The 25,231-nt window shown below is 73.1% G+C and carries 24 protein-coding genes and 2 tRNA genes; 17 read left to right on the top strand and 9 right to left on the bottom strand.

Going from position 1 to position 25,231, the window contains the following annotated elements:
* Positions 1-6: 6 nt before the first annotated feature.
* Together AB0N17_RS07125 and AB0N17_RS07120 are read right to left on the bottom strand one after the other, a co-directional pair.
* Positions 7-876 carry a fused MFS/spermidine synthase gene (locus AB0N17_RS07125; RefSeq protein ID WP_366010124.1) on the bottom strand — a complete coding sequence of 290 codons (870 nt, stop codon included), beginning with the start codon at positions 874-876 and terminating at the stop codon, positions 7-9.
* A 34-nt stretch (positions 877-910) separates the two neighbouring features.
* On the bottom strand, positions 911-1,312 hold the full coding sequence (locus AB0N17_RS07120) for a hypothetical protein (RefSeq protein ID WP_366010123.1): 402 nt from the start codon (positions 1,310-1,312) through the stop codon (positions 911-913).
* 265 nt (positions 1,313-1,577) lie between these two features.
* Here AB0N17_RS07120 and AB0N17_RS07115 point away from each other — a divergent pair, with 265 nt between their 5' ends.
* Positions 1,578-3,026: a hypothetical protein gene (locus tag AB0N17_RS07115; protein WP_366010121.1), complete on the top strand. Its 1,449-nt coding sequence runs from the start codon at positions 1,578-1,580 to the stop codon at positions 3,024-3,026.
* 34 nt (positions 3,027-3,060) lie between these two features.
* Here the strand turns inward: AB0N17_RS07115 and AB0N17_RS07110 are convergent, their stop codons facing one another.
* Positions 3,061-3,657, bottom strand: a complete 597-nt coding sequence (locus AB0N17_RS07110; protein ID WP_366010120.1) for a histidine phosphatase family protein — start codon at positions 3,655-3,657, stop codon at positions 3,061-3,063.
* 223 nt (positions 3,658-3,880) lie between these two features.
* On the opposite strand from AB0N17_RS07110, the gene AB0N17_RS07105 reads away from it, so the two are divergent.
* The 7 genes from AB0N17_RS07105 to AB0N17_RS07075 all read left to right on the top strand — a co-directional run bounded on the left by AB0N17_RS07105 (position 3,881) and on the right by AB0N17_RS07075 (position 10,075).
* The gene (locus tag AB0N17_RS07105; protein WP_366010119.1) at positions 3,881-4,825 is read left to right on the top strand and encodes a phosphatase PAP2 family protein; all 945 of its coding nucleotides are present in this window, start codon (positions 3,881-3,883) and stop codon (positions 4,823-4,825) included.
* A gap of 1 nt (position 4,826) precedes the next feature.
* Positions 4,827-5,924: a hypothetical protein gene (locus AB0N17_RS07100; protein ID WP_366010227.1), complete on the top strand. Its 1,098-nt coding sequence runs from the start codon at positions 4,827-4,829 to the stop codon at positions 5,922-5,924.
* On the top strand, positions 5,915-7,504 hold the full coding sequence (locus AB0N17_RS07095) for a hypothetical protein (RefSeq protein ID WP_366010118.1): 1,590 nt from the start codon (positions 5,915-5,917) through the stop codon (positions 7,502-7,504). Before AB0N17_RS07100 ends, AB0N17_RS07095 begins: the two co-directional genes overlap by 10 nt.
* Before the next feature lie 16 nt (positions 7,505-7,520).
* On the top strand, positions 7,521-8,858 hold the full coding sequence (locus AB0N17_RS07090; protein WP_366010117.1) for an AAA family ATPase: 1,338 nt from the start codon (positions 7,521-7,523) through the stop codon (positions 8,856-8,858).
* Between the two features lie 84 nt (positions 8,859-8,942).
* A complete protein-coding gene (locus AB0N17_RS07085) occupies positions 8,943-9,311 on the top strand; it encodes a hypothetical protein (RefSeq protein ID WP_366010116.1) in 369 nt (122 codons plus the stop codon).
* Between the two features lie 130 nt (positions 9,312-9,441).
* Entirely contained in the window at positions 9,442-10,011 is a 570-nt protein-coding gene (locus tag AB0N17_RS07080) for a bifunctional DNA primase/polymerase (protein ID WP_366010115.1), read from the top strand.
* Positions 10,002-10,075: transfer RNA gene (locus AB0N17_RS07075), tRNA-Lys, on the top strand. Before AB0N17_RS07080 ends, AB0N17_RS07075 begins: the two co-directional genes overlap by 10 nt.
* A gap of 77 nt (positions 10,076-10,152) precedes the next feature.
* Here the strand turns inward: AB0N17_RS07075 and AB0N17_RS07070 are convergent.
* The gene (locus AB0N17_RS07070; protein ID WP_366010114.1) at positions 10,153-11,406 is read right to left on the bottom strand and encodes a M6 family metalloprotease domain-containing protein; all 1,254 of its coding nucleotides are present in this window, start codon (positions 11,404-11,406) and stop codon (positions 10,153-10,155) included.
* A gap of 327 nt (positions 11,407-11,733) precedes the next feature.
* Here AB0N17_RS07070 and AB0N17_RS07065 point away from each other — a divergent pair, with 327 nt between their 5' ends.
* Positions 11,734-13,539 carry a bifunctional diguanylate cyclase/phosphodiesterase gene (locus AB0N17_RS07065; RefSeq protein WP_366010113.1) on the top strand — a complete coding sequence of 602 codons (1,806 nt, stop codon included), beginning with the start codon at positions 11,734-11,736 and terminating at the stop codon, positions 13,537-13,539.
* Here the strand turns inward: AB0N17_RS07065 and AB0N17_RS07060 are convergent.
* The 3 genes from AB0N17_RS07060 to AB0N17_RS07050 form a co-directional block, all read right to left on the bottom strand.
* On the bottom strand, positions 13,518-14,606 hold the full coding sequence (locus AB0N17_RS07060; RefSeq protein ID WP_366010112.1) for an LLM class flavin-dependent oxidoreductase: 1,089 nt from the start codon (positions 14,604-14,606) through the stop codon (positions 13,518-13,520). The two genes, AB0N17_RS07065 and AB0N17_RS07060, sit on opposite strands and share 22 nt — an antisense overlap.
* A 117-nt stretch (positions 14,607-14,723) precedes the next feature.
* Complete coding sequence (locus tag AB0N17_RS07055) at positions 14,724-15,455, bottom strand: decarboxylase (protein WP_366010111.1); 732 nt, start codon at positions 15,453-15,455, stop codon at positions 14,724-14,726.
* Complete coding sequence (locus AB0N17_RS07050; RefSeq protein WP_366010110.1) at positions 15,452-16,240, bottom strand: aspartate/glutamate racemase family protein; 789 nt, start codon at positions 16,238-16,240, stop codon at positions 15,452-15,454. The genes AB0N17_RS07055 and AB0N17_RS07050 overlap by 4 nt, the downstream gene beginning before the upstream one ends.
* Before the next feature lie 139 nt (positions 16,241-16,379).
* Here AB0N17_RS07050 and AB0N17_RS07045 point away from each other — a divergent pair, with 139 nt between their 5' ends.
* Both AB0N17_RS07045 and AB0N17_RS07040 read left to right on the top strand, forming a co-directional pair.
* The gene (locus AB0N17_RS07045) at positions 16,380-17,330 is read left to right on the top strand and encodes a D-2-hydroxyacid dehydrogenase (protein ID WP_366010109.1); all 951 of its coding nucleotides are present in this window, start codon (positions 16,380-16,382) and stop codon (positions 17,328-17,330) included.
* A 16-nt stretch (positions 17,331-17,346) separates the two neighbouring features.
* The gene (locus tag AB0N17_RS07040; protein ID WP_366010108.1) at positions 17,347-18,747 is read left to right on the top strand and encodes an amidase; all 1,401 of its coding nucleotides are present in this window, start codon (positions 17,347-17,349) and stop codon (positions 18,745-18,747) included.
* Here the strand turns inward: AB0N17_RS07040 and AB0N17_RS07035 are convergent.
* Positions 18,728-19,222: a DUF3830 family protein gene (locus tag AB0N17_RS07035; protein WP_366010107.1), complete on the bottom strand. Its 495-nt coding sequence runs from the start codon at positions 19,220-19,222 to the stop codon at positions 18,728-18,730. The genes AB0N17_RS07040 and AB0N17_RS07035 overlap by 20 nt on opposite strands.
* A gap of 47 nt (positions 19,223-19,269) precedes the next feature.
* Between AB0N17_RS07035 and ehuB the strand changes: the two genes are divergently transcribed.
* From ehuB to AB0N17_RS07005, 6 genes are all read left to right on the top strand, one after another.
* Positions 19,270-20,187 (top strand): ectoine/hydroxyectoine ABC transporter substrate-binding protein EhuB, encoded by a 918-nt coding sequence (gene ehuB, locus AB0N17_RS07030; RefSeq protein WP_366010106.1) that lies wholly within the window; start codon positions 19,270-19,272, stop codon positions 20,185-20,187.
* Entirely contained in the window at positions 20,184-20,924 is a 741-nt protein-coding gene (gene ehuC / locus AB0N17_RS07025; RefSeq protein ID WP_366010105.1) for an ectoine/hydroxyectoine ABC transporter permease subunit EhuC, read from the top strand. Before ehuB ends, ehuC begins: the two co-directional genes overlap by 4 nt.
* A complete protein-coding gene (gene ehuD / locus AB0N17_RS07020; protein WP_366010104.1) occupies positions 20,924-21,574 on the top strand; it encodes an ectoine/hydroxyectoine ABC transporter permease subunit EhuD in 651 nt (216 codons plus the stop codon). Before ehuC ends, ehuD begins: the two co-directional genes overlap by 1 nt.
* Positions 21,564-22,346, top strand: coding sequence for an ectoine/hydroxyectoine ABC transporter ATP-binding protein EhuA (gene ehuA, locus AB0N17_RS07015; protein ID WP_366010102.1), 783 nt, complete (start codon positions 21,564-21,566; stop codon positions 22,344-22,346). Before ehuD ends, ehuA begins: the two co-directional genes overlap by 11 nt.
* A gap of 211 nt (positions 22,347-22,557) precedes the next feature.
* Positions 22,558-23,316: an IclR family transcriptional regulator C-terminal domain-containing protein gene (locus AB0N17_RS07010; RefSeq protein WP_366010101.1), complete on the top strand. Its 759-nt coding sequence runs from the start codon at positions 22,558-22,560 to the stop codon at positions 23,314-23,316.
* Positions 23,317-23,415: 99 nt separating this feature from the next.
* Positions 23,416-23,489, top strand: a tRNA-Lys gene (locus tag AB0N17_RS07005).
* A gap of 56 nt (positions 23,490-23,545) precedes the next feature.
* On the opposite strand, the gene AB0N17_RS07000 is transcribed toward AB0N17_RS07005, so the two are convergent.
* A complete protein-coding gene (locus tag AB0N17_RS07000; protein WP_366010100.1) occupies positions 23,546-25,231 on the bottom strand; it encodes an AMP-binding protein in 1,686 nt (561 codons plus the stop codon).

The following is a 25,231-nucleotide window of genomic DNA, read 5'->3' as shown; positions in this document are numbered from 1 at the left end:
GGGTGTTCACCGGAACACCGAGGGCGGCGGGGCCGGGGAGGCGACCGCCGCCGCGTCCGTCACGGGGGCGGCGCCGCCGGTGAAGTCGGTGAGCCGCCTGCCGTGTTCCACCCGGCCCGGGTGCGGGTCGGAGGCGGCGCGGCGGGTGAGTTCGGCGAGCGGCAGCGGATGGTCGGAGGCGACCAGGATCGCGTTGCCGAAGCGCTTGCCGCGCAGGACGGCCGCGTCGGCGATCAGCGCGAGTTCCCCGAACCGGGCGGCGGCGGTGGCGATCTGGCCGCGCAGGTGGGCGAGCGGGGGGCCGTCGGCGAGGTTGGCGGTGTAGACCCCGCCCGGTCTCAGGGCACGGCGGACCTCGTCCAGGAACTCGGCGGAGGTGAGGTGGGCGGGGGTGCGGGCGTCGCTGAAGACGTCGGCGACGACCAGGTCGGCCCAGCCGTCCGGCACCTTGGCCAGTCCCGCGCGGGCGTCGGTCGAGCGCACCCGGATGCGTGCGTTCGGGTCCAGGGGCAGCTCGCGGCGGACCAGTTGGACGAGGGCCGCGTCCCGTTCGACGACCTGCTGGGTGGAGCGGGGGCGGGTGGCGGCGACGTACCGGGCGAGCGTGAACGCCCCACCGCCGAGGTGGACGGCCTGCACGGGCTTGCCGGGCGGGGCGGCGAGGTCGATGACGTGGCCGAGGCGGCGCTGGTACTCGAAGGACAGGTACCCCGGGTCGTCCAGGTCGACGTGCGACTGCGGCGCCCCGTCGATCAGCAGGGTCCAGGCCCGGTCGCGGTCCGGGTCGGGTACGAGCTGTGCGAGCCCGCCGTCGACCGTCTCCGTGACGGCTTCGACGGCGGCCGACCTGCGCCGGGTGTTCCTGGACCTGCCCATCCGTCCATTTTCGCAGGTGACCCGGGTGAGCGCGTCAGCGGCAGTTGTCGGCCGCCGCGATCATCCGCGCCGCCTCCCCGAGGGCCCGGCGCAGCACCGCCGGATCGGTGGCGAGGTCGGCCTCGCCGGGCGGCAGCAGCCAGTCGGAGCCCTCGACCGGTGGCTCGGGGTTCAGCCGGAGGCCGTGGCCGTTCGTCTCGGTGCAGGTGCTGCCCGGTACGTCCCAGCCGGCGGCCGTGCCGGCCGGCACCAGGAAGCCGAGGGTGTCGCAGCCGTCGTCGTGGAGCACGGGCCCGACCGCGTCCCCGGCCCCGCGGCGCAGGATGTCGACCGCCTCCAGGCCCTGCCGGGCCGGCACCGTCACGAGGTCGCACACCGCGTCGCCCACCGGCGACGGCGCCGTAGGACAAGGTTCGTTGCTCTGGCTGGTCTCCATGCCGGCCTCCACCACACAGCCCTGTTGCGGTCCATGGAGTTCAACGCGCGACCTCGTCAACGGCTACGGCACAAGTGCGCCGCAAAGGATGGCACTTCATGGCAGATCGTGGATGAGATATCCGGTTTGTAGCCAAACACAGCGTGGCGGGTCCTTCACAGCAGGTACGTTCATGCCCGCCGGAACCAGGGCGTCACTCGGACAACTCGTCCGAATCCGCCCCGGCACCGGCATGGTTCGACGGTTCGCACGAGAGGACCCGGCCATGGCGTCGTCAACCGAGACCGCGTCACAGCCCGAACGGCCACCCCGGCCGAACCTCGCCTTCCGGCAGCTGCGCGGCAGTCGTTCACCGGCCGAGTTCGCGGCACTGGTACGCCGTGCCGCGCGCGAGATCGGTGAACGGGTGAGCTGTGACGCGCGCTATGTCGGCAGGGTCGAGGCGGGCGAGATCCGCTGCCCCAACTACGCGTACGAACGGGTGTTCATGCACATGTTCCCCGGCCGGACGCTCACCGACCTCGGCTTCGCGCCCCGCTCGTCCGTCCGCGGACGCGCGGCCCGCGCGATCCCGGACGCGGACCCGGCGCTCACCGCCGGTGCGCCGCCCGGTGAGCCGCCGGTTGAGTCACCGGGGGCCTTCGAGCCGTACGACACGCATGAGAACGACCAACTGAACCACGAGGAGAGCGACGTGCTGCGTCGCGCATTCATGACCGGCGGTGGCGCCACGGTGGCCGCCGCCACGCTGGGCCCGCTGCGGCCCACCACGGACGCGACGGCCGCGGTCCGGCCGCCGCGCCGGCCCGGCACCCCCGAGGCGGCGGCCCTGGAGGAGGCCGTCCGCCGCATCCGGCTGCTCGACGACCGGCACGGCGCCGACGGCCTCTACCGGCGCGCGGCGGCTCCGTTGCGCGCCGCCTACGCGCTGCTGGACGCCGGCGCGACCCGGCAGACCACCGCGGACCGGTTGCACGCGGGTGCCGGTGAACTCGCCATCTCCGTGGGCTGGCTGGCGCACGACTCCGGCCGCTACGACGACGCCCGCTCGCACTACGCCGAGGCGCTGGCCACCGCCCGCATGACCGGTGACCCGGGGCTGGAGGCACACGCCTTCTGCAACACCGCGTTCCTGGCGCGGGACGCCGGCCGGCCCCGGGAGGCGGTGCGCGCGGCGCAGGCCGCCCAGCGCGCCGCCCGCCCGCTGGGCTCCGCGCGGCTGATGTCCCTGCTCGCCCTGCGGGAGGCGGGCGGCTGGGCGGGCCTCGCCGACCGCACCGGCTGCGAACAGGCGCTCGTCCGGGCGCAGGCGCTGTTCGAGCGGGGGCGGTCGGAGGCCGACCCCGAGTGGATGAGCTTCTACGGCGAGGCCGAGCTGGAGGGTCTCGAAGCACAGTGCTGGTCCACGCTGGGCGACTGGCGGCGGGCGTCCCGGCACGCGCGGCGTGCGGCGCATCTCCAGGACCCGCACTTCACCCGCAACATCGCGCTGTACACGGCGGAACTGGCCGACGACCTGGCCCGCGAGGGGCGGCCCGACGAGGCGGCGGCCGCCGGGCTGCGTGTCCTCGCCCTGCTGGACCAGGTCCAGTCCTCCCGCATCCAGAGCATGCTGGCGGGCACGGCCCGGGTGCTGCTGCCGCACCGGCGGGCGTCCGGTGTGTCGGACTTCCTGGAACGGCACGCCTCCACGCCGCGCACCGCGCGGGCCTAGGCGGGGACGCTGCTCGTCGCCGTCATCGCCCCCCTCACCCCGCCAAGTGCCCCACGTCGTTCCAGCTCTCGATCGCCGGGTCCCCGTACGCCCAGCCGAGGACGGACAGTGAGGTCGGGTTCAGGCGTATCCGCGCGGCGAAGTCCAGGGGAAGGCCCAGCCAGCGGGCGCCTATGGAACGCAGCACGTGTCCGTGGGCGAAGACCAGGACGTCCCGGTCGGACGACCGTGCCCACGACACCACCTCGTCCGCCCGCGCGGTCACCTCGGCGATGCTCTCCCCCTCCGGCACCCCGTCCCGCCAGATGAACCACCCCGGTCGCACGGCCTGGATCTCGGCCGGCGTCATCCCCTCGTAGGCCCCGTAGTCCCACTCCATCAGCGTGTCCCAGGACTCGGCCCGCTCGCCGAACCCGGCGAGTTCGCACGTCTCACGCGCGCGTACCAGCGGGCTGGTCCGCACCTCCACGTCCGGCAGGCCGTCGAACGGCGCCCGGTGCAGCCGCTCCCCGAGCAGCTTGGCCCCGCGCCGGCCCTCCTCCAGCAGCGGTACGTCGGTCCTGCCGGTGTGCTTGCCGGACAGCGACCATTCCGTCTGTCCGTGCCGGGCCAGCAGGATGCGCGGTGCCATGGGGGGCCTTTCCGGGAGGTGGACGTCGAACGGACGTCACGGGAACAACAGGACGAGACCCTTCCATCATCGCTCACGCCCGCGCCGGGCAACCCGGTGGGCGATCCCGGCGTCTTCCAGGGCCGGAGTGCCCCTCATGGGTGACGGACGCACACCGTAAAGTGGCACGGTCGCCCGCCGGGCGGACGGCACAGCAGAAGGCAGAAGGGGGAGGGCGAATCGGATGCCGCAGACCGAGACACCGGGCACCGAGGTGGCCCCCCGTACCCGGCTGCGCTGGTGGACCGAGCTTCCGCTGATCCTCCTGGTCTACGGCTGCTACTCGGCCGGCCGCCTCCTCGCGCGCGGGGACGTCGCCGGCGCCGTCGACCACGGCCTGGCGATCCTGCGCTTCGAGAAGCTGCTGCACCTGAACGCCGAACACCCGCTGAACCGCCTGTTCACGCGCGAGCCGTGGCTCGGCGTGCCGGCCGACTTCTGGTACGCCTCGCTGCACTACCTGGTCACGCCCGCCATCCTGGTCTGGCTGTTCCGGGCCCGCGCCGAGCACTACCGGGCGGTCCGCACCTGGCTGATGACGTCCACGTTCATCGGTCTGATCGGCTTCACCCTGCTGCCGACCTGCCCGCCCCGGCTGCTCTCCGCCGACCACGGCTTCGTCGACACGATGGCCCACTACAGCTCGTACGGCTGGTGGGGCGGCGAAGCGAGTGCGCCACGCGGCATGGGCGGGATGACCAACCAGTACGCGGCCATGCCGAGTCTGCACGTCGGCTGGGCGCTGTGGTGCGGCATCATGCTGTGGCGGTACGGCGGCACGCGCGCGACGAAGGTCTTCGGCGTCCTCTACCCGCTGGGCACCGCGCTCGTGGTCATGGGCACCGCCAACCACTACTTCCTGGACGCGGTCGCCGGGGTCGCCGTGATGGGCGTCGGACTCCTGCTGGCGCCGCGGGTGATGCGGGCCGCAGACCTGGTCCGGGAACGGCTGTTCCCGCGCACCGCACCGGTCACGGAAGGCTCGGGTTCCCCGATTGTCAGTGCCGGATGCCAGACTTCCGCGGGTGAGCGAATTCCACGGCAGCGCGAGTCGCAGCTCGACGCCGCAGCCGAGCCGGACGCCTCCCCCAGCGACGCGGGAGAAGGGGCTCCGGCACCGGCTCGCTGAGCTGCGCGGTCCCGACGTCCCCGCCAAGCCCCTGGACGCGCGCGCCCTCGCGGCGCTCGCGGCGAACCCGGGGTGCGAGCGACGGGCGATCCTGGACGGCGCCGGGGTGGACAAGGCGCGGCTGGCGGGTGCGCTGGGCGCGCCGTCCGGTTTCGGGCAGTCGCAGTTCGCGCTGACGCGCGGGAACGCGTTCGAGGCGAAGGTGAAGGCCGACGGCGGCGCCGAGCTGCTGCGGCTCGTGCACGCCCGACTCGACCCGGGCGCCGAGCCTCCGGAGGGCGCCGCCGTCCCGGACCTGACCGCGCAGGGCCCCGAGGGGCGTACGGCCCGTACGGCGCTGGCGCTGCGCGAGGCCACGCAGGCGGGCGGCTGGACGCTGCTGGACCACCCGATGCTCGCCCTGGACGTGGCCGGTTCGCTCGCCTTCCTGGAGCCGGACGCGGTGGTGGTGCACCCCGACGGCAGCTGGTCGGTGGTGGAGATCAAGTCCTTCCCGATGCTGGACGGCTCCGCGGACCCGGCGAAGGTCGGCGCCGCGGCCCGGCAGTCGGCGGTGTACGTGCTGGCCCTGGAGGAGGTCGCCGCCCGCCTCGACCCGGCGCCGCGCGTACGGCACCGGGTGCTGCTGGTGTGTCCGAAGGACTTCTCCAACCTGCCCGCCGGCTCCGCCGTGGACGTCCGCAAGCAGCGCGCGGTCACCGCACGCCAGCTGGCCCGGCTGACCCGGATCGAGGAGATCGCCGACGCGCTGCCCGAGGGGCTCTGCTTCGGGCCCGACCGGGACGCCGAGGAGCTGACGGCGGCCGTGGAGGCGGTGCCGGCGGCGTACGCGCCCGACTGCCTGTCCGCGTGCGAGCTGGCCTTCCACTGCCGGGAGCGGTCCCGGGAGTCGGGCGCCGTCACGCGTCTCGGCCGCCCGCTGCGCGCCGAGCTGGGCGGTCTGACCACGGTCGAGGAGGTCCTCGCGGCGGCCCGCGGCCTGAGCGGCGACCCGAACGACCCGGCTGTGGCGGCCCTGCGCCGGGCCGCCGCCCTGCGCGCGGAGGCGCTGGCGGACGCGGGGGCGCCGGCGGACGCGGAGGCGGCCGTATGTCCCTGATCACCACGCTGGCCCGCCTCGAGGCGGTCAGCAGCGGCCGCGCCCAGCCCGCGGCGACCGTCCGGCACCGGCATCTGGCCGACCGCCCGCTGGTGTTCGTGCCGCTCACCACCGCCGGTGAGGCCGGTGCCCCGCTCGGCGCGCTGGTCGGCACCGACCGGGACGCCCCGCGCCTGCTGGTCGTGCCGCAGCCGCGCGACCGCGATCTGCGCTTCACGTTCCTGGCCGAACTGGCCGACGTCGTCCTGCCGTACATCGACTCCTACGCCGAGTCGGTGGAGGCGGCCGAGCGCACCGAGACCGATCCGGAGACCGGCAAGCGGGTCAAGGTCGAGGTGGAGCTGTGCGCGGACGCGCCCCAGCTGGTCGTGCCGAGCCGCGCGGGCCTGGACCTCGTACGGCTGCTGGGCCGGTCGATGCGGTTCCGCCGGACCGCCGAGCAGGAGCCGGAGGCGCCCTATCCGGCGCCGCCCCGGGTGCCGCTGCTCGGCCGCTGGCTGACGCACTACGGCGAGCGGGCCCGGGTCCCCGGATCCTCCCTGCTGCTCGCCCTGACCGAGGTGCTGTCCCGGCACTGGGCGAGTGGCCAGTCCGGTCTGGAGGACCAGCACCTGGGCGCGCTGCTCGCCTGGATCGACCCGCCGCAGGACAGCTCCGGCGCGGAGGCCGCGCGCCGGGCCGAGCTGGCGCGGGACGCGGCCGGGCAGCTGCTGTGCCCGCCGGCCGGTCCGGCCACCGACCCGGCGTTCGACAACAAGCTGCTGGCCCCGGCGATCGAGCGCTACGACCGCGCGCGAACCGCCCTCGCCGCCGCCGAGGACGCCCTGGCCGCCGACGACCGGCTGGCCGCGCTCACGGCGGCCGAGCGGGAGGTCCGCGACCTCGTCGAGAGCCGCACCCGGCCGACCTGGGACGCGGTGTGGCGGGGCCTGGACCTGCTGCGGGCGCTGCCCGAGGGCGCGCATGTCGAGGAGCGCTGGACCCGGGACCGCTGGTCGTTCACCGGGCACCGGGACCGGGTGCTGGCCGGCGAGCCGCCGCAGCCGCGCCGGGACGACGCGGTGACGGCGGCGAACAAGCTGGCCACGCGCGAGCGTGAGCAGGCCCGGCTGGAGGCGCAGGAGGCGCTGGACGATCCGCTGGTGATGGCGGGGCGGCGGCTGGCCGGGGAGGCGTTCGCGGGCGAGGTGACCGACGTCGTGATGGCGTACAGCGAGAGCAAGCGGCCGAGCCCGCGCCCGCTGGTGACGGTCCGCACGGACGACCGGCCGCATCTGGCGGAGCGGGCGAAGGTGTACCGGTCACTGGGCGGCAAGCCGCAGGCGGCGGAGTTCGTCGGCCTGGAGGGCGAGGGTGTGCTGGTGCTGCGGATCGTGGACAAGATGGGCCGGGGCAAGGAGCCGGAGCCCGGGTCGGTGCCGGAGAAGGGCGACCGGATCTGCTTCACGCTGTTCGAGCACGAGCAGCGGGGCGGGGCGAAGCTGCCCGACCAGGAGGAGACCCCGTGGACGCACGGCGGCCCGCCGGGCGAGGCCGTGCCGGAGGCGCCCGACGCCGTGACCGAGGAGGACGTGCTGTGACCGAGGAGGACGTGCTGTGACGACGGTCGGCTTCGACCCCGGAGCCGCTGCCGCCCGCGCCACCGAAGCGATCCTCGACGACACCCTGCACGGCACCGAGCGGGGCGTGGTCGTGGACTCCCCGCCGGGCGCCGGCAAGTCCACGCTGGTGGTCCGCGCGGCCCTGGAACTGGCCCGCGCGGGCCGCCCGCTGATGGTGGTGGCGCAGACGAACGCGCAGGTGGACGACCTGGTGCTGCGCCTGGCCGAGAAGGATCCCGAGCTGCCGGTCGGCCGGCTGCACAGCAGCGACAGCGACCCGTACGACAAGGCGCTGGACGATCTGCCGCAGGTCCGCACGTCGGCGAAGGCGGCCGATCTGAACGGCCTGCCGGTCGTCCTCTCCACGGCCGCCAAGTGGGCGCACGTGAAGGTGGACGAGCCGTGGCGGCACGCGATCGTGGACGAGGCGTACCAGATGCGCTCGGACTCCCTGCTGGCCGTGGCGGGCCTGTTCGAGCGGGCGCTGTTCGTCGGCGATCCGGGTCAGCTGGATCCGTTCGCGATCGTCGGCAGCGAGCAGTGGGCGGGCCTGTCCTACGATCCGTCGGCCTCGGCCGTGACCACGCTTCTGGCCCACAATCCGGGCCTGCCCCAGCATCGGCTGCCGGTCTCCTGGCGCCTGCCGGCCTCCGCGGCCCCGCTGGTCTCGGACGCGTTCTACCCGTACACGCCGTTCCGCAGCGGCACGGAGCACGGCGACCGCCGCCTGACCTTCGCGGTCCCCTCGGACGGCTCGGGGCCGGACCGGGTGATCGACGAGGCGGCGGAGTCCGGCTGGGGCCTGCTGGAGCTGCCCGCCCGGCACACCCCGCGCACGGACCCCGAGGCGGTGCGGGCGGTGGCGGTGGTCGTCCGCCGTCTGCTGGACCGCGGCGGGGCGGCCGTCTCGGAGCGCTCGCCGGACCCCGCCCCGCTCACCGCCGACCGCGTCGCCGTCGGCACGGCCCACCGCGACCAGGCGGCGGCGGTCCGCGCGGCTCTGGCGGACCTCGGTGTGACGGACGTGACGGTCGACACCGCGAACCGCCTCCAGGGCCGCGAGTACGACATCACGGTGGTCCTGCACCCGCTCTCCGGCCGCCCCGACGCCACCGCCTTCCACCTGGAGACGGGCCGCCTGTGCGTGCTGGCCTCCCGGCACCGCCACGCGTGCATCGTGGTCTGCCGGGCCGGCGTGGGCGACCTCTTGGACGACTACCCGTCCACGGAACCGGTCCAGCTGGGCACCCTGGTGAAGTTCCCGGACGGCTGGGAGGCGAACCACGCGGTCCTGGCCCACCTCTCGGAACACCGCGTGAACTGGCGGCCCTAGGCCCCCCTTGCGTGGGCGCGGGACAATGGACGGTGGCCCGCCCGAAGGCGGGGCACAGCGAACCGTACGAGGAGGAGACGAGACATGGCGGAGCCCACGCCGCGTCGTAACGAACCGCGGCTACGCCCCGCGCCCCTGCTCTTCGAGCCCGCGGAGGCGGCCGGAGATCCCGAGCACTTCTTCGGCCTGGAGAGGATCGAGGATCCGCGGGCGCTGCTGTCCCGGGCGACCGAGCTGGCCCAGGCGTTCCGCGCCGCCGCCGACCGGGCCGTGGAGTTCCAGGCCGTCGCGGCGGCCCAGCTCGCCGACCCGCGCCGGTTCGACCGGCTGACCCCGGCGGACATCGCCGACCGGGCGGAGTGGACCGAGGACTACGCGAAGAAGATGGTCGAGTTCGGGCGGGACCTGATGCGGGGCAACAGCGAGGGACGGACCTCCGCCGACCCCGTCTAGCCCCGGTCGGCCCCTGGCTCCCCCCACTGGCATATGCCAGGCGGGCAAGATACTCCTCCCCGTCCCCTCCTGTCCCGACTTTCCGCAACTCACGGGAATCGCACGCTCACGGCCGGTACACCTGGACGACATGAGCAGCGCACCGAACGTCACCCGCGCCACCCCCGACGGCGTCACCTGGCTCGCCTCGGCAGGAACGTATCCCCGGAGCACGCTGGCCCTCTGGGAGGAGCGCCCGGACGCCCCGATCGTGCTGCCCTGCGGCACCGTCTTCGACGTGGTGAGCGCCCCCGCGATCTTCGGGCGCAGGATGCTGGACCGGCTGTGGGACGAGGGCCCCGGATCGGGCCCGGTCGCGGTGTTCCGGGGCCGGGTCCTGCTGTTCACCGCCCCCGGCACGGCCCAGCGGCTGCCCTCGCTGCTGAACTGGGAGGAGTGGGGGTCGCACCGCACGGACGAGGTGCCCCCGCTGCTGTGCCACGGCCCCGGGGACGCGGTGACCGTACCGGCCCTGACCGGGAACGACACCCCCGGCAGCTCCCGCTGGCTAGTCGCCCCCGACACCCGGCACCCCTGGCTGCCGGGCCCGGAGGTGCTGCTGTGGGCGGCCGTACGGGCGGCCCGCTCGGCGGTGCGGATATCGATTTTTCCTCCCGCCGATCAGGATGCTAAGGTCTACGACGTCAGCAGGCGCCGCTAGCTCAGTTGGTTAGAGCAGCTGACTCTTAATCAGCGGGTCCGGGGTTCGAGTCCCTGGCGGCGCACGCGAAGGAAACGGCGGGTCCGGTTCGAAAGAATCCGGCCCGCCGTTTTCGTGTACACGCACGCCCCGGAGCGGGGCTCAGCCCGTCGCCCCCGGCGTGATCTTCACCGTCCACGCCCCCGACACCGTCCGCCCCTCCACCTCCACCCGCACGTTCGCCCCGGGCACGGTGAAGGTCTCCCCGGTGGAGACCGGCGCGTCGGCGAGGGGCGGATAGACCGAGTTCTCCCAGCAGGCGTCGGTGTGCGGGTGGGCGTCGACGACCTCGACCGGGCCGCTGCCGGACTCCGCGCCACTGTTGACCCGGTAGATCAGCACCCCCTCGCGGCAGGTCGTGCGGTCGTTGCCGGCCCTGCTGCGCACCTCGAAGGCGAGGGCGCTGTCCGGGCCGGTGCGCACGACGGCCAGCTTCACCCCGGCCCCGAGGCCGAAGCCGGGCCAGCCGCCCGCGCGCTGCGCCGGGATGCCGGGACCCACCTCGACCGGCTCCAGGGTGAGCCGGGTCGGCCGGGTGCCGCGCACGCACACCACCTGGCGCTGGTCCAGCCAGCCGAGCCGCCACTTGTGCCAGGCGAACAGGTCCGGGGCGAGGCCGAACTGGCTGCCCATCAGGTCCCAGTCGCCGACGTAGGTGTCCCAGTCGCCCTTGCCGTCGGCCGGGCGATGGTAGAGGTCGGGCAGGTCGAAGACATGGCCGCTCTCGTGGGCGAGGACCAGCCGGTCGGGCGGGTGTTTCTCGAAGACCGTGACCACCCGGCGGACGTCCGTGCCGTCGGCCCGCTGCGGGGGGTCGAGGTTGACGACCTTGGTGGCGTCCGAGTCGACGCCGGGTGCGTCCGGGTCGGCGACGAAGTAGACGACCTGGTAGCGCGAGAAGTCGACCTCGGCGTCGGCCGCGGCGAACGCGTCACGCAGATAGGCGGCCCGGTCCTCGGGGCTCCAGTCCCGCTTTATGGCGTACGCCGTAGACGGGCGTGGCATCCGCAGCCAGTGCGCCAGCGGGTGTGGGCGCAGGGTGAACTTGCCGTAGGAGGACTCGGTGAAGAAGCGGGTGGTGGCAGGGAAGTGGTCGGCGGTCAGCTCGGCGGGGGTGGTGCGCGGGGTGGCGTCCGGGAAGGAGAGGAAGATCATCACCGCGTCGCGCGTGCCGTTCGGGCGGGTGTAGTCCGGATTCCAGCTGTCCACGCCCTCCGAGTGGTGGGCCTCGGTACGGTGCAGCGCGCACGGGGCCGTCGAGAAGGGCTCGGCGGCCGACGGGCCGGTGAGGATCGAGGTCGCGGCGAGCGCCGACAGCGTGGTGACCACAGCGGCGGTGCTGCGCAACTTGGGCACGACATGACCTCCGAGTGCGATTCACGGAATCCAGCACCCAGATTGCTGCGATTTGACATACTACGCCCTGTTTGTCTGCACCAGAAGGGTGAGCGCGCCACGCGCACGCACCGGTGCGCTCCGGCGCTCGACACCCCGGAACACTCACGGAACGTCACAACTGGTCGGGGGCCTGAAGAACCCGTCCAGCTGCGGGCAGAAACGATCTGTCAGAACCCCCGCCGGATCCGGGACACTGGAGACCGGCTGGAAGGCCCCGGGGCCAGCCTCTATGATCGGCACACTTTCCGGCACGGACAGAGATCGAGTGCACTGCGGGAGCGAGCGGTGAGCGGAACGTCCGAAGGGCCGACGCCCGCGGCAGACCTCGACCGGTCAGCCGTAACAGACAGTGATCACACCACCTACCACCGTGTCTTCGCGGCCGCCCCGCTCTCCATGGCCGTCGTGGACCGCGAAGGGGCCGTCGTCAGCGCCAACGCCGCCTTCGGCGAGCTGGTCGGCGCCGACCCGGGGGCGCTGACCGGGCGGGTCGCCGCCGAACTGGTCGACCTGGCCTCGGACGCCCGCGCCTGGCACGCCTACCGCGAGGTGCTGCGCGGCCGGCAGGCGCGGCTGCGCTGCACCCGCCGGCTGAAGCACCCCGACGGCCCGTCGGTGTGGGTGCAGGTCACCGTGGCCCCGCTGACCGGCGGCGGGCCCGGGGTACTGCTGTCGGTCGTCGACATCACCGCCCGCCGCGAACTCCAGGCGCGGCTGAGGCACTTGCAGATGCACGACCCGGTGACCCGGCTGCCCAACCGCACGCTGTTCTTCGAGCGGCTGACCGCCGCGCTGGAGGCGGAGTCCTACGAGCAGACCGGTACCGGCCGGGTCGGCCTGTGCTATCTGGACCTCGACGGGTTCAAGGCCGTCAACGACACCCTGGGCCACCGCGTCGGCGACCGCCTCCTCGCGGCCGTCGCCGAGCGCCTGACCCGGGTCGCCGACGAGGCCGGGTACGCGCGCGCCGCCACTCCCCTGGTGGCCCGGCTCGGCGGGGACGAGTTCGCCCTGCTGGTCGAGGACTCCACCGGCACCGAACAGCTCGCCGACCTCGCGGAATCCGCGCTGAACGCCCTGCAGGAGCCCTTCGACCTGGCGGGCCAGCGGCTGTCCCTGACCGCCTCCATCGGCGTCGTGGAGCGGCACGCGGCCGGGACGACCGCCACCGGCCTGATGCAGGCCGCCGACACGACCCTGTACTGGGCGAAGGCCGACGGCAAGGGCCGCTGGACCCTGTTCGACCCCGAGCGCAACGCCCACCGCATGACCCGTCAGGCGCTGGCCTCCACCCTGCGTCCCGCCATCGAGCGCGGTGAGTTCGCGCTGGAGTACCAGCCGTTGGTCGGCATGGAGGACGGACGGCTCAGCGGGGTCGAGGCGTTGATCCGCTGGAATCATCCTCAGTTCGGCACACTGACGCCGAATCGGTTCATCGGACTGGCCGAGGAGGACGGTTCCATCGTGCAGCTGGGCCGCTGGGCGCTGAACACCGCCTGCCGGCAGGCCCGCCGCTGGCAGCTGGACCACCCCGGCGAACCGCCCATCTTCGTCAGCGTGAACGTGGCCGTGCGCCAGGTGTGGGACTCCGACCTGGTCGCGGACGTGGCGGAGATCCTCGCCGAGACCGGACTGGCCCCGCACCTGCTGCAGCTGGAGCTGACCGAGTCGGCGGTGATGGGGTCCGGAGGCCGCCCGCTCCAGGCCCTGCAGGCCCTCAGCGACATGGGGGTGCGCATCGCCATCGACGACTTCGGCACCGGCTACTCCAACCTCGCCTACCTGAGCCGGCTGCCGGTGTCGGTCCTGAAGCTGGACGGCTCCTTCGTCCGCGGCTTCCAGTACGAGGAGGCGGCCAAGGGGCTCGCGCCCAACCCCGCCGACGAGGTGATCGTGGAGGCCATGATCCAGCTGGCCCACCGGCTCGGGCTGACCGTCACCGCCGAGTGCGTGGAGACCTCGGCCCAGGCCAGCAGGCTGCGCCGGATCGGCTGCGACACCGGACAGGGCTGGCTGTACTCCCGCCCGGTGTCGCCGGATCGTATCTCCGAGCTGCTCGGCACCCAGTCCTACGCGGTCGGCAACCCGTAGGCGTCCGCGATCAACTCGTAGGACCGCAGGCGCAGTTCCCCGCGGTGGGCGTGGCTGGTGATCATCAGTTCGTCGGCGCCGGTGCGCTTCTGCAGATCGTCGAGGCCGGAACGGACCTCACCGGCGGTGCCGTTGATGACGTTCGCGGTCCAGGAGGCGATGAACTCCTCCTCCATCGCGCCGAGTTCCTGCTTCTCCACGTCCGCCGGGTCGGGGAAGAGTCCGGGGCGTCCGGTGCGCAGCCGGAGCATGTTCACCGCCATGGCACGCGTCTGCCGGCCGGCCTCGCGCTCGTCGTCCGTGGCGAGCGCGGAGACGCCGATGAGGGCGTACGGCTCGGTGAGGACCGCGGAGGGGCGGAAGGTCTGCCGGTACAGGTCGAGGGCCGGGACGGTGTTCTGCGCGGAGAAGTGGTGCGCGAAGGCGAAGGGCAGGCCCAGGAGGCCGGCCAGGCGGGCACTGAAGCCGGAGGAGCCGAGCAGCCAGATCGGCGGCCGGTGCGCGGACTGGACGCCGCCGGCGGTGGTGCCCTGCACCGGGCCCGGGATCGCGTGGATCCGCCGGAACGGGTGCCCGTCGGGGAAGTCGTCGTCCAGGAAGCGGGTCAGCTCGGCGAGCTGCTGCGGGAAGTCGTCGGCGCCCTCGTTCAGGGTCTCGCTGCGGCGCAGAGCGGCGGCCGTGGCCCCGTCCGTGCCCGGCGCCCGGCCGAGGCCCAGGTCGATCCGTCCCGGTGCCATCGCCTCCAGCGTGCCGAACTGCTCGGCGATCACCAGCGGGGCGTGGTTGGGCAGCATGACGCCGCCCGAGCCGAGACGGATGCGCTCCGTGTTGGCGGCGAGGTGGGCGAGGATCACGGCGGGCGAGGAGGAGGCCACCCCGGGCATGGAGTGGTGCTCGGCGATCCAGTACCGGTGGAAGCCGCGGGCCTCCGTGAGCCGGGACAGCGCGACGCTGGTGCGCAGGGCGTCGCCGGCGGTGCTTCCCGCGCCGACGGTCGCCAGGTCCAGTACGGAGAGGGGGACGGGAGCGGTCCCGTGCGTCGTGCCCCGGATCTCGTCTGCCGACACGGTGTGGCCTCCTGGTTGTGGCGTGGGCTGTCCTGCCGTGCCGTAACAGGAGGCGGTCTCCGTTTATTCCGGGGCGGACCCGACCCGCGCCCTTCCCGTTCCGCGGGAGGCCCCCGGTCAGACCTGCACGATCGGCTCGCGCGTGAAGAGCGTGCCCAGGGTCGGCGCGTTCACCCGGCGGTCCGCCAGCCTCAGCCCCTCCCAGACGGTCACCTGGTTGGCCGTGAGCACCGGCTTGGACAGCGCCTTCTCCAGCAGGGCCAGGTGCGCGGCGGTGTGCAGCGCGGTGTCCGGCAGGAGCACCGCCTGCGCGTCCGGCACGTCGGCGGCCCGGGCCAGGGTCAGCACGTCCTCCTCCCCCCAGGTGCCGACCTCCGCGGCCGTGACGATCCCCGAGGAGCGCATCCCCACCACCTCCAGACCGCCGGCCCGCAGGAAGTCGCCGAACAGTTCCGCCACGTCCTGCGGGTACGTCGCCCCGACGGCGACCCGGCGCACCCCGAGCTCGCGCGCCGCGTGCACGAAGGCGAACGACGTGGAGGAGGCCGGCATCCCGGCCAGCCGGGCGAGTGCGCGCACCTGGTCCTGGGCGCCGTCCCAGCCGTGCACGAAGCTGCCGCTGGTGCACGCCCACACCACCGTCTCGGCGCCGGCCAGCCGCAGCCCCTCCATGCCCGCGCCCAGCCGCTCGGCGGAGCCCATCTCGCGCAGCGCGTCCACCCGGTGCGCGTCCTCGCCGATGTCGGTGTGCACCAGGTCCACCCGGATGTCGCTGCCCAGGAGCTGCTCGATGCGTGGATAGTCGTCCTCGGCGGAGTGGCCCGGGTAGAGGAATCCGAGTGCGGTCATGTCCAGCCTTCCTGCGTCTCTTCGGGCAGTACGGGGGGCCAGGCACGCGCGGCCTCGTCCAGCAGCGCCTGATAGGGCCCCACGGCCCGGGTACCCATCCGGCGCAGCGCAGCCCACATCGTGACCTGGTTGGCCGAGAGCACGGGGATGCGCAGCTCGGCCTCCAGCTGGGGGATCACGTCGTACGTCGGCAGGTTGGTGCAGGAGATGAAGAGGGCGTCGGCGGTGCCGGGGCGGACCGCCCGCCGTGCCATGGCGACGACCTCCCGGTACGGCACCTGCCAGATGTGCCGGGTCAGCCCCATGAAGGCGCAGCCCGTCACCTGCACGCCGGCCTCGGCGACGAAGTCCTCCAGCGCCCGGGTCACCGACACGGTGTACGGCGTGACCAGCGCCACGCGCCGCACCCGCAGCTCGGCCAGCGCCTCCAGCAGCGCGCCGGAGGTGGTCACCGAGGGCGGCGCGCCCGCCAGGCTCATCGCCGCGCACATCGCCCGTTCCCCGGCGACCCCGCCGACGAAGCTGCCGGAGGTGCAGGCGTAGGCGACGACCTCCGGGGAGACGGCGGTCAGCGCGCGCACGGCGTCCCCGAGGGTCTCGTGCTCGCTCACCAGCCGGGCCAGGTCCAGGCTGACCTCGACCGGCACGAACGGGGTCCGGGTCAGGTGCAGCGACACCTCGTCGGGCACCCAGCGCCACAGCTCGCGGTCCAGGGCGAAGTCGAAGGGGGCCACGACTCCCACACCGCGCTGGGCGCGGGGACCACCGAGAAAGGAGATGTCCATGGCTGGCACCGGCCTCACCGTGAGTGGACAAGTGGGCAACGGATCGCGAGTACGCCCGTGTTGACGAAGGTAGGTTCGGGTGCGAGCGTGGTCAATCCGCGCATAATCCGTGCATGTCAGACGCCCGGAGCCGCCCCGTATGACGACCCTCCCCACCCTTCTCGTCCTCGACGCCGACCCGCCGCCCCGGCTCGGCCGGCTCACCGGCCGCGCCCGGATCGTGCACACGGACGCCGCGCACCTGGCCGAGCGGCTGCCCACGGCGGACGTGCTGCTGGTGTGGGACTTCGCCTCGCACGCGGTGCGCGACGCCTGGCCGGGGGACGGTCCCCGGCCGGCCTGGGTGCACACGGCGAGCGCGGGCGTGGACCATCTGATGTGCCCGGAACTGGCCGCGTCCGAGACGGTGGTGACCAACGCGCGCGGGATCTTCGACGAGCCGATCGCCGAATACGTGGCGGCCCTGGTGCTGGCGGTCGCCAAGGATCTGCCGCGCACGCTGGAGCACCAGCGGGAGCGGAACTGGCGGCACCGGGAGGCCCGGCGGGTGGCGGGCACGCGCGCGTGCGTGGTCGGCTCGGGCCCGATCGGACGGGCGATCGTGCGCACCCTGAAGGCCCTGGGCGTGACGACGGCGCTGGTGGGGCGGGTGCCGCGGACCGGTATCCACGGCCCGGACGACCTGGACCGGCTGATCTCCCGGGCGGACTGGGTGATCGCAGCGGCGCCGCTGACCGAGCAGACGTACGGCATGTTCGACGCCCGCCGGTTCGGCGTGATGCAGCCCTCGGCGTTCTTCGTGAACGTCGGCCGGGGCCGGCTGGTCGACGAGGACGCCCTCGCGCAGGCCCTGACCCGGCGCTGGATCACGGGCGCCGCCCTGGACGTGTTCACCACCGAGCCGCTGCCCGCGGACAGCCCGCTGTGGGACCTGCCCGGGCTGATCGTCTCGCCGCACATGAGCGGGGACACCATCGGCTGGCGGGACGAACTGGGCACGCAGTTCGTGGAGTTGTACCAGCGGTGGGCGGCGGGCCGATCACTGCTGAACGTGGTCGACAAGAAGCGCGGTTACGTGCCCGGTCACTGACCCCCTGGGAGGGTGCATGCAGCTCACCGACCTCACCGCCGGCCGGCTCCTCGACGGCTACCGCAAGGGCGAGTTCTCTCCCGTGGACGCGGCCGAACAGGCCCTCTCGCGGGCGCGGTGGAGCCGGCCGGAGGTGAACGCGTTCGCGCGGCTGACCGAGGAGGACGCGCTGGCGCGGGCGCGGGAGTCGGAGGAGCGCTGGCGGCGCGGCGAACCGGCCGGGCTGCTCGACGGGGTGCCGGTGACGGTCAAGGACCTTCTGCTGCTGCGCGGCCACCCCACCCTGCGCGGCTCGAAAACCATCTCGGAGCAGGCGAGTTGGGACGAGGACGCACCCTCGGTGGCCCGGCTGCGCGAGCACGGCGCGGTGTTCCTCGGCAAGACCACCACCCCCGAGTTCGGCTGGAAGGGCGTGACGGACTCCCCGCTGACCGGCGTCACCCGCAATCCGCACGACCCCTCGCGCACCGCCGGCGGCTCCAGCGGGGGCAGCGCGGCGGCGGTGGCGGTCGGGGCGGGTCCGCTGTCACTGGGCACGGACGGCGGGGGCAGCATCCGCATCCCGGCCGCGTTCTGCGGGATCTTCGGGCTGAAGCCGACGTACGGCAGGGTGCCGCTGTACCCGGCGAGCGCGTTCGGCACGCTGTCGCACACGGGCCCGATGACCCGGGACGCGGCGGACGCGGCCCTGCTGCTGGACGTGATCTCCGGCGCCGACCCGCGCGACTGGTCGGGGCTGCCGCCCGCCCCCGGCTCCTTCACGGAGGCGCTGGGGGGCGGTGTGCGCGGGCTACGGGTGGCGTACTCGCCGTCCCTGGGCGGGCAGGTGGCCGTCCAGCCGGCGGTGGCGTCGGCCGTGCGGCGGGCGGTGGCGCGGCTCGCGGACCTCGGGGCGTTCGTCGAGGAGACCGACCCCGACTTCAGCGATCCGGTGGAGGCCTTCCACGCGCTGTGGTTCAGCGGGGCGGCCCGGCTCACCGAGCGGTTCTCGCTGCGTCGGCGTCAGCTGCTGGACCCCGGACTGCGGGAGATCTGCGCGCAGGGCGCCCGGATGAGCGCGCTGGAGTATCTGGCCGCGGTGGACGTCCGCATGGACCTGGGGCGGCGCATGGGGCGCTTCCACGAGCGGTACGACCTGCTGGTGACGCCCACGCTGCCGGTGACGGCGTTCGAGGCGGGGCAGGAGGTGCCGAGCGGTGCGGCGCACCGGCGCTGGACGGGGTGGACGCCGTTCACGTACCCCTTCAACCTCACCCAGCAGCCGGCGGCCACGGTCCCGGTCGGGACCGACGGGGACGGGCTGCCCGTGGGGATGCAGCTCGTCGCCGCCCGGCACCGCGACGATCTGGTGCTGCGGGCGGCGCACGCGTTGTACGAGGCCGGGGTGGCACGGGTGCTCACGCCCGCCGGAAGCTGAGCGTCTCGCCCGCCGCCCCGCCCCGCCACAGGTCGTTGCAGGCCTCGGCCATCCGGTCGAGGCCGTCGGTCACCTGGCCCCAGACGATGCCGGGGACCCAGCCGACGTCCCCGTTGAGCAGCAGGTTGTTGCGCTCGTAGAACAGGGCCAGGTCGACGACGGTGGCGCCCGGGCGGACCTCGCGGTCGTAGCCGTAGGCCTGCGTGCCCAGTTCGGTGCCGGCGAAGGAGAAGTAACAGAGGTCGCCGGGAATCGGGGTGACGGTCGGGTTCTCCAGTGGGGGTTCCGTGGAGGCGAACGGCGGGAAGAGGGCGTAGATCTCGTTGCGCGCGTATTTGGCGTGGTAGACGTCGCCTCCGAGGGGCAGCGCCTCCCACACTGCCGCGCAGGTCAGCGGCGCACGGTCGTCCAGGAGTCGTGCCGTGCAGTGCACGTCCCGCTTGTCGAGCGAGACGGTGACGAATCGATCGGCCATGAAATCCAGGGTGCATACGGCGGGTGCACTTGGGTAGCCGCGCCGCCATGGCTCCACCACTTGGGAACGACGTACACACGATACGGGCGGAACACAGACACACCCGGCGCTCGGTGCTCGCGGGCGTCGCCGCCCTCGGTGCGCTGGGCGCGGCGGGCTGCACGCGGGTGGCCGCGGCGTCGGGCAAGAAGGGCGGCGACCTGCTCGACCGGCTCCGCGCCCAGGGTGTCGTGCGGCTCGGCATCGCCGGTGAGATCCCTTTCGGCTACATCGACAAGGACGGGCAGCTCACCGGTGAGGCGCCCGAGCTGGCCAAGGCGATCTTCAAGCGGCTCGGCGTGGACCGGGTCCAGCCGGTGCCGACCGAGTTCGGTTCGCTGATCCCGGGCCTGAACTCCCAGCAGTTCGACGTCGTGGCCGCCGGGATGTACGTCAACCCGGACCGCTGCGGGCAGGTGATCTTCGCCGACCCGGACTACCAGATGCTGGATTCGTTCATCGTCCGCAAGGGGAACCCGAAGGGGCTGCACTCCTACCGGGACGTCGTCGAGAAGAAGGCGAAGTTCGCCACCGGCACCGGGTACGCCGAGATCCAGTACGCGGTCGAGGCCGGGTACAAGGAGGGCGACATCCTCATCGTCCCGGACCAGGTCGCGGGGCTGAACGCGGTCGAGGCCGGGCGCGTCGACGTGTTCGCGGGTACGGCGCTCACCACCCGCGAGGTGGTCAAGAAGTCGGCCAAGGCGGAGGCCACCAAGCCGTTCGCGCCGCTGGTCAAGGGCAAACCCCACGTCGACGGCGGCGCGTTCGCGTTCCGCCCCACCGAGACGAGGCTGCGGGACGCCTTCAACGTGGAGCTGCGCAAGCTGAAGAAGAGCGGCGAACTGTTCCGGATCCTCAGGCCGTTCGGCTTCACCGAGGCCGAGATGACCGATCTCACCGCGAAGGAGCTGTGCGGCGGATGACCTCGGGGCTTTGGGAACTGGTACTGAAAGGCGTCTGGACCACCGTCCAGCTGCTGGTGTTCAGCGCGCTGCTGGCCGTGGCGGTGTCGTTCGTCGTCGGCATCGCGCGCACCCACCGGCTGTGGATCGTGCGGTTCGTCGCGGGCTTCTACACCGAGGTGTTCCGCGGCACCTCGGCGCTGGTGATGATCTTCTGGGTGTTCTTCGTGCTGCCGATCGCCTTCGGCTGGCAGCTGGTGCCCCTGTGGGCGGGCACGCTGGCGCTCGGGCTGACGTACGGCGCGTACGGCTCGGAGATCGTGCGCGGCGCGCTGCAGGCGGTCGACCCGGCCCAGCGGGAGGGCGGCATCGCGCTGAGCTTCACCCCGGCCCAGCGGATGCGGCTGATCGTGCTGCCGCAGGCGGTGCCGGAGATGATCCCGTCCTTCTGCAACCTGCTGGTCGAGCTGCTCAAGGGCACCGCGCTGGTGTCGGTCATGGGCATGGGCGATCTGACGTTCAGCGCGAACCTGGTGCGGCTGGCGCTGCAGCAGAGCGCGGAGATCTACACGTACATCCTGGTGATCTACTTCGTGATCGCCTTCGTCCTGACCCGGCTGATGCGCGGGCTGGAGAAGCGGCTGAAGGCCGGGGTCGGCAAGGATCCGGGGACGGAGTCGGCGGCGCGTGAGCTCAAGCGCGCGCAGACGACCGGCGTGGGCGCCGCGGGCGGCGCGGGCATGGGCGGAGGTGCCTGATGAAGTGGGACTGGAGCGCCGTCAGCGCGTTCATGCCGGCCTTCTGGCACGGGCTGCTGGTCACCCTGCAGGCCCTGGCGCTGGGTTCGCTGGTGTCGTTCAGCCTCGGGCTGGTGTGGGCGCTGCTGATGCGGACGCCGCTGCGCTGGGTGCGCTGGCCGGTCGGGGTGGTCACGGAGTTCGTGCGCAACACCCCGCTGCTGGTGCAGCTGTTCTTCCTCTTCTACGTGCTGCCCGAGTGGGGCCTGACGTTCTCGGCGCTGGCCACCGGCGTCTTCGCGGTCGGCCTGCACTACTCGACGTACACCATGCAGGTCTACCGGGCCGGTATCGAGGCGGTGCCGGCCGGCCAGTGGGAGGCGGCGACCGCGCTGAACCTGCCGCGGCGGCGGACCTGGACCGCGGTGATCCTGCCCCAGGCGATCCGCCGGGTGGTGCCCGCCCTCGGCAACTACGTGATCTCCATGCTCAAGGACACACCGGTGCTGATGGTGATCACCGTGCCGGAGATGCTCCAGCGGGCCCGTCTCTTCTCCCAGCAGCACTTCCAGTTCACCGAGCCGATCACCGTGATCGGAGTGGCCTTCATCCTCATCTCCTACCTGGCCTCCCTTCTCCTGCGAGCCCTGGAGCGACGCCTTGTCCGTTGAGACCCGTACGAAGTCGTCCGTCACCGACGCCCCGTCGACCGAGCTGATCCGCCTGGAGAACGTCACCAAGCGCTTCGGCTCGAACACCGTGCTCGACCGGCTGAACTTCTCCGTCGAGCCCGGTAAGCACGTCACCCTGATCGGGCCGTCCGGCTCGGGCAAGACGACGATCCTCAGACTGCTGATGACCCTCACCCAACCGGACGAGGGCACGATCACCGTCGACGGGGAGCGGCTGTTCCCCGCCCCGGAGAAGCAGATCCGGGAGGTCCGCAAGAAGATCGGGATGGTGTTCCAGCAGTTCAACCTGTTCCCGAACATGAGCGTGCTGCGGAACATCACCGAGGCACCGGTCCAGGTCCTCGGGATGTCCAAGGACGAGGCCGAGGCGCGGGCCCGGGAGCTGCTGGAGCTGGTGGGGCTGGCCGACAAGTGCGACGCCAGGCCGACCCGGCTCTCCGGCGGGCAGCAGCAGCGGGTGGCGATCGCCCGGGCGCTGGCGATGCGGCCGCGGGTGCTGCTGCTGGACGAGGTGACCTCCGCCCTCGACCCGGAGCTGGTCGCGGGCGTCCTCGACCTGCTCAGGGACATCGCCCGCAGCACCGACATCACGATGCTCTGTGTGACCCACGAGATGGGCTTCGCCCGGGACATCTCCGACCAGGTCCTGATGTTCGACTCGGGCCGGGTCATCGAGGCGGGCCCGCCGGAGCAGATCTTCAGCGACCCCGAGCAGGACCGCACCCGGGAATTTCTCAGCGCAGTGCTGTGACTCCGTAGCGTGACGGGAGGGAACAGCGGAGGTCCGGCTGCTGGGGCATACCTCTGGCATATGCCAAGGGGACTAGCCGCAGTTGGGAGGGGCACGGCGGGCGATTCAATCTCGCCAACCCCCTCTCCCTGATCGGGGTTTGCCCGTTATCGTGGTAGCGATCCGCCGACCGGACATTCGGCCACAGACAGGCGAGCGCAGGGGGACCACCGTGGCGCTGATGCACGAGCCGACCGCCCCGTACCACTCCGCCCAGGACGCGCTGCGCGTACTGGAGACCGTGGCCCGTCACTCCGCCGGCGTCACCGACACCGAGCTGGCCCGGCACACCGGCCTCGGCAGCGAGCGGCTCACCGCCCTGCTGCGCATGCTGCGCCGCGAGGGCTACGTCGAGCAGATCACCGACGGGGCGTACGTCACCGGCGACACCCTGCGCCGCCTGACCTCGGCGCACGACCGCGAGCGGGCCCTGCGCGACAAGCTCCAGCACACCCTGGACCGGCTGCGCGACTCGGTCGGCGCGGCGGTCTACATCAGCCGCTACGTCGACGGCGAGGTCAAGGTCACCCAGTACGCGGCCGGACCGGCCACCCCGGCGGTCAACGAGTGGGTCGACTTCCGCTACTCCGCCCACGCGACGGCGGTCGGCAAGAGCCTGCTGACCCAGCTGGACCCCAACGGCCGCCGCGACCACCTCTCGCGGCACAAGATGGCCCGCCTCACCTCGCGCACCATCACCAGCGACAAGCTGCTGCTGTCCCGCCTGGAGTCCCAGCCGCCGACCGTGCCGGTCCTGGACCTCCAGGAGTACGCGGTCGGCACGGTCTGCGCGGCCGTCCCGATCACGGCGGGCTCGTCGGTGGGCTGCCTGGCGCTGTCCCTCCCGGTGGAGCACGCGCACCGGCTCAAGCAGGCGGCGGAGGCCCTCAACCGCAACGCGGCACCGGTGCTGCTGTCTCTCACCCTGTAGGCGATCACCTGTGCGTGGTCACGAGCACCCCTCGGGACCAGGTAGTATTTTCTTCGTCGCCAGCCGCGGAAGACGAAATCCGAGGCAGGCGAGAGTCATGCGCCGCTAGCTCAGTTGGTTAGAGCAGCTGACTCTTAATCAGCGGGTCCGGGGTTCGAGTCCCTGGCGGCGCACGATGACGATGGCGACCCAGGTCCGCACAACGCGCGGACCTGGGTCGCCATCTCTGTTATTGCGCGGCTTCGCCGCGCTGAGTGGGGGCTCCGCCACCCACACCCCCCTCGGCATCCCCACCGGTGAGTACCCGGTACGCACTCTCCCCCGGCCCCCGCCACCACACCGGATCGGCGCACGCGTACCCCTCCCGCCGCAGCAGCGCCCGGTGGATCTTGTTCGTCGCCGTCACCGGCATCCGCTCCACCACCCGCACGAACCGGGGCGCCATCTTCGTGCCCAGGTCGGGCTGGGCGGCCAGGAACTCCGCGAAGTCCTCCGGGTCGAAGGTGCCGGCGATCGTGGCCATCACCTGGTCCCCGGTGACCGGATCCGGCACCCCGTACACGGCGACGGCCACCGCGCCCCGGTACCGGGCGACGATGTTCTCGATCATCGCGGCGGCCAGGTTCTCCCCGTCGACGCGGATGCGGTCGTCGGTCCGCCCGGCGAAGTACAGGTATCCCTCGCCGTCCCGGTAGAACAGATCCCCGGTCCAGTACGCCCCTCCCCTGCGCCGCTCGGCCTCCGCCGCCGGATTGCGCCAGTAGCCCTCGAAGGGGCTGGGTGCCCGGTTCACCAGCTCGCCGATCGCCCGCTCCCCGTTGAGCAGGCGCCCGGCGGAGTCGAACACGGCCGGCGGGCACTCCCGCCCCGTGGCCGGATCCAGCACCACCAGCCCGGGTGCGGCCGGCCCCACCGCGCCCCGGGGCGTGCCCGGCGCCCACTGGATCGCCGCGCCGCCCTCGGAGGACCCGTACCCCTCCACCAGCCGCACCCCGAAACGCTGCTCGAAGGCCGCGGCGTCCACCGCGCCCGCCTCGGTGCCGAAGCCGAGCCGCAGGGGGTTGTCCCGGTCGTCGGGGCGGGGCTCGGTGGCCAGGACGTACTGGATCGCCCGGCCGACGTAGGTGAAGTAGGTCGCCCGGTAGCGGCGTACGTCGTCCAGGAACCCGGACGCCGAGAACCGCCGGCGCAGCGCCACCCCGGCCCCGGCCGCCAGCGCGGGCGCCCAGTCGGCGATCACCGCGTTGCCGTGGAACATCGGCATGCAGAGGTAGTGCACGTCGTCGGCGCGGACCCCGAACTGCCGGACCAGCGCCTGGCCGGCTGCCGCCAGCCGCCCCTGGGTGCAGATCGCGGCCTTGGGGGCGCCGGTCGAGCCGGAGGTGAAGTACAGCAGCAGCCGGTCCGCGGGGGTGGCCCGGGACGGGTCGGGCACGGCGTCGGCGTAGGGGGCGAGGAGGGCGCCGTACTCCGCGCCGTACTCCGCGCCACTTCCCTCGCCGCATCCCTCGCCGCACCCGTCCCCGTCCGTCACGAGGATCCGCACCCCCGGCAGCTCCAGACCCGCCAGCAGGGGCAGGTGGGCCCGCTCGGTGACCAGCAGCGGGCACTCGGTGTGCAGGATGTCCCGGGCCAGTTCGGGGCCCCGGCGGGTGGGGTTGATCCCGGCGACGGCGGCTCCGGCGAGGGCGGCCGCGGCGAGCCAGAGCGGGAACTCCACGGTGTTGTCGAGGAGCACCCCGACATGCGGCGCGGCCCCGGACGGCAGCAGGTCGGCCAGCAGGGCCGCCCGGGCGGCGGCGCCCGCGGCGACCTCGTGCTGCGTCAGGACCAGCTCCCCGCACCACAGGCCCGGCCGGTGGTCCCCCCACCGTGCCGCGACCAGCTCGGCGACCGTGCGCACCGTGGACTCCAT

It is taken from the genome of Streptomyces sp. NPDC051133, assembly GCF_040682635.1.
Classification (GTDB): domain Bacteria; phylum Actinomycetota; class Actinomycetes; order Streptomycetales; family Streptomycetaceae; genus Streptomyces.
The sequence above is the reverse complement of the archived record's forward strand: the minus strand, read 5'-3'. Positions and strand labels throughout refer to the sequence as shown.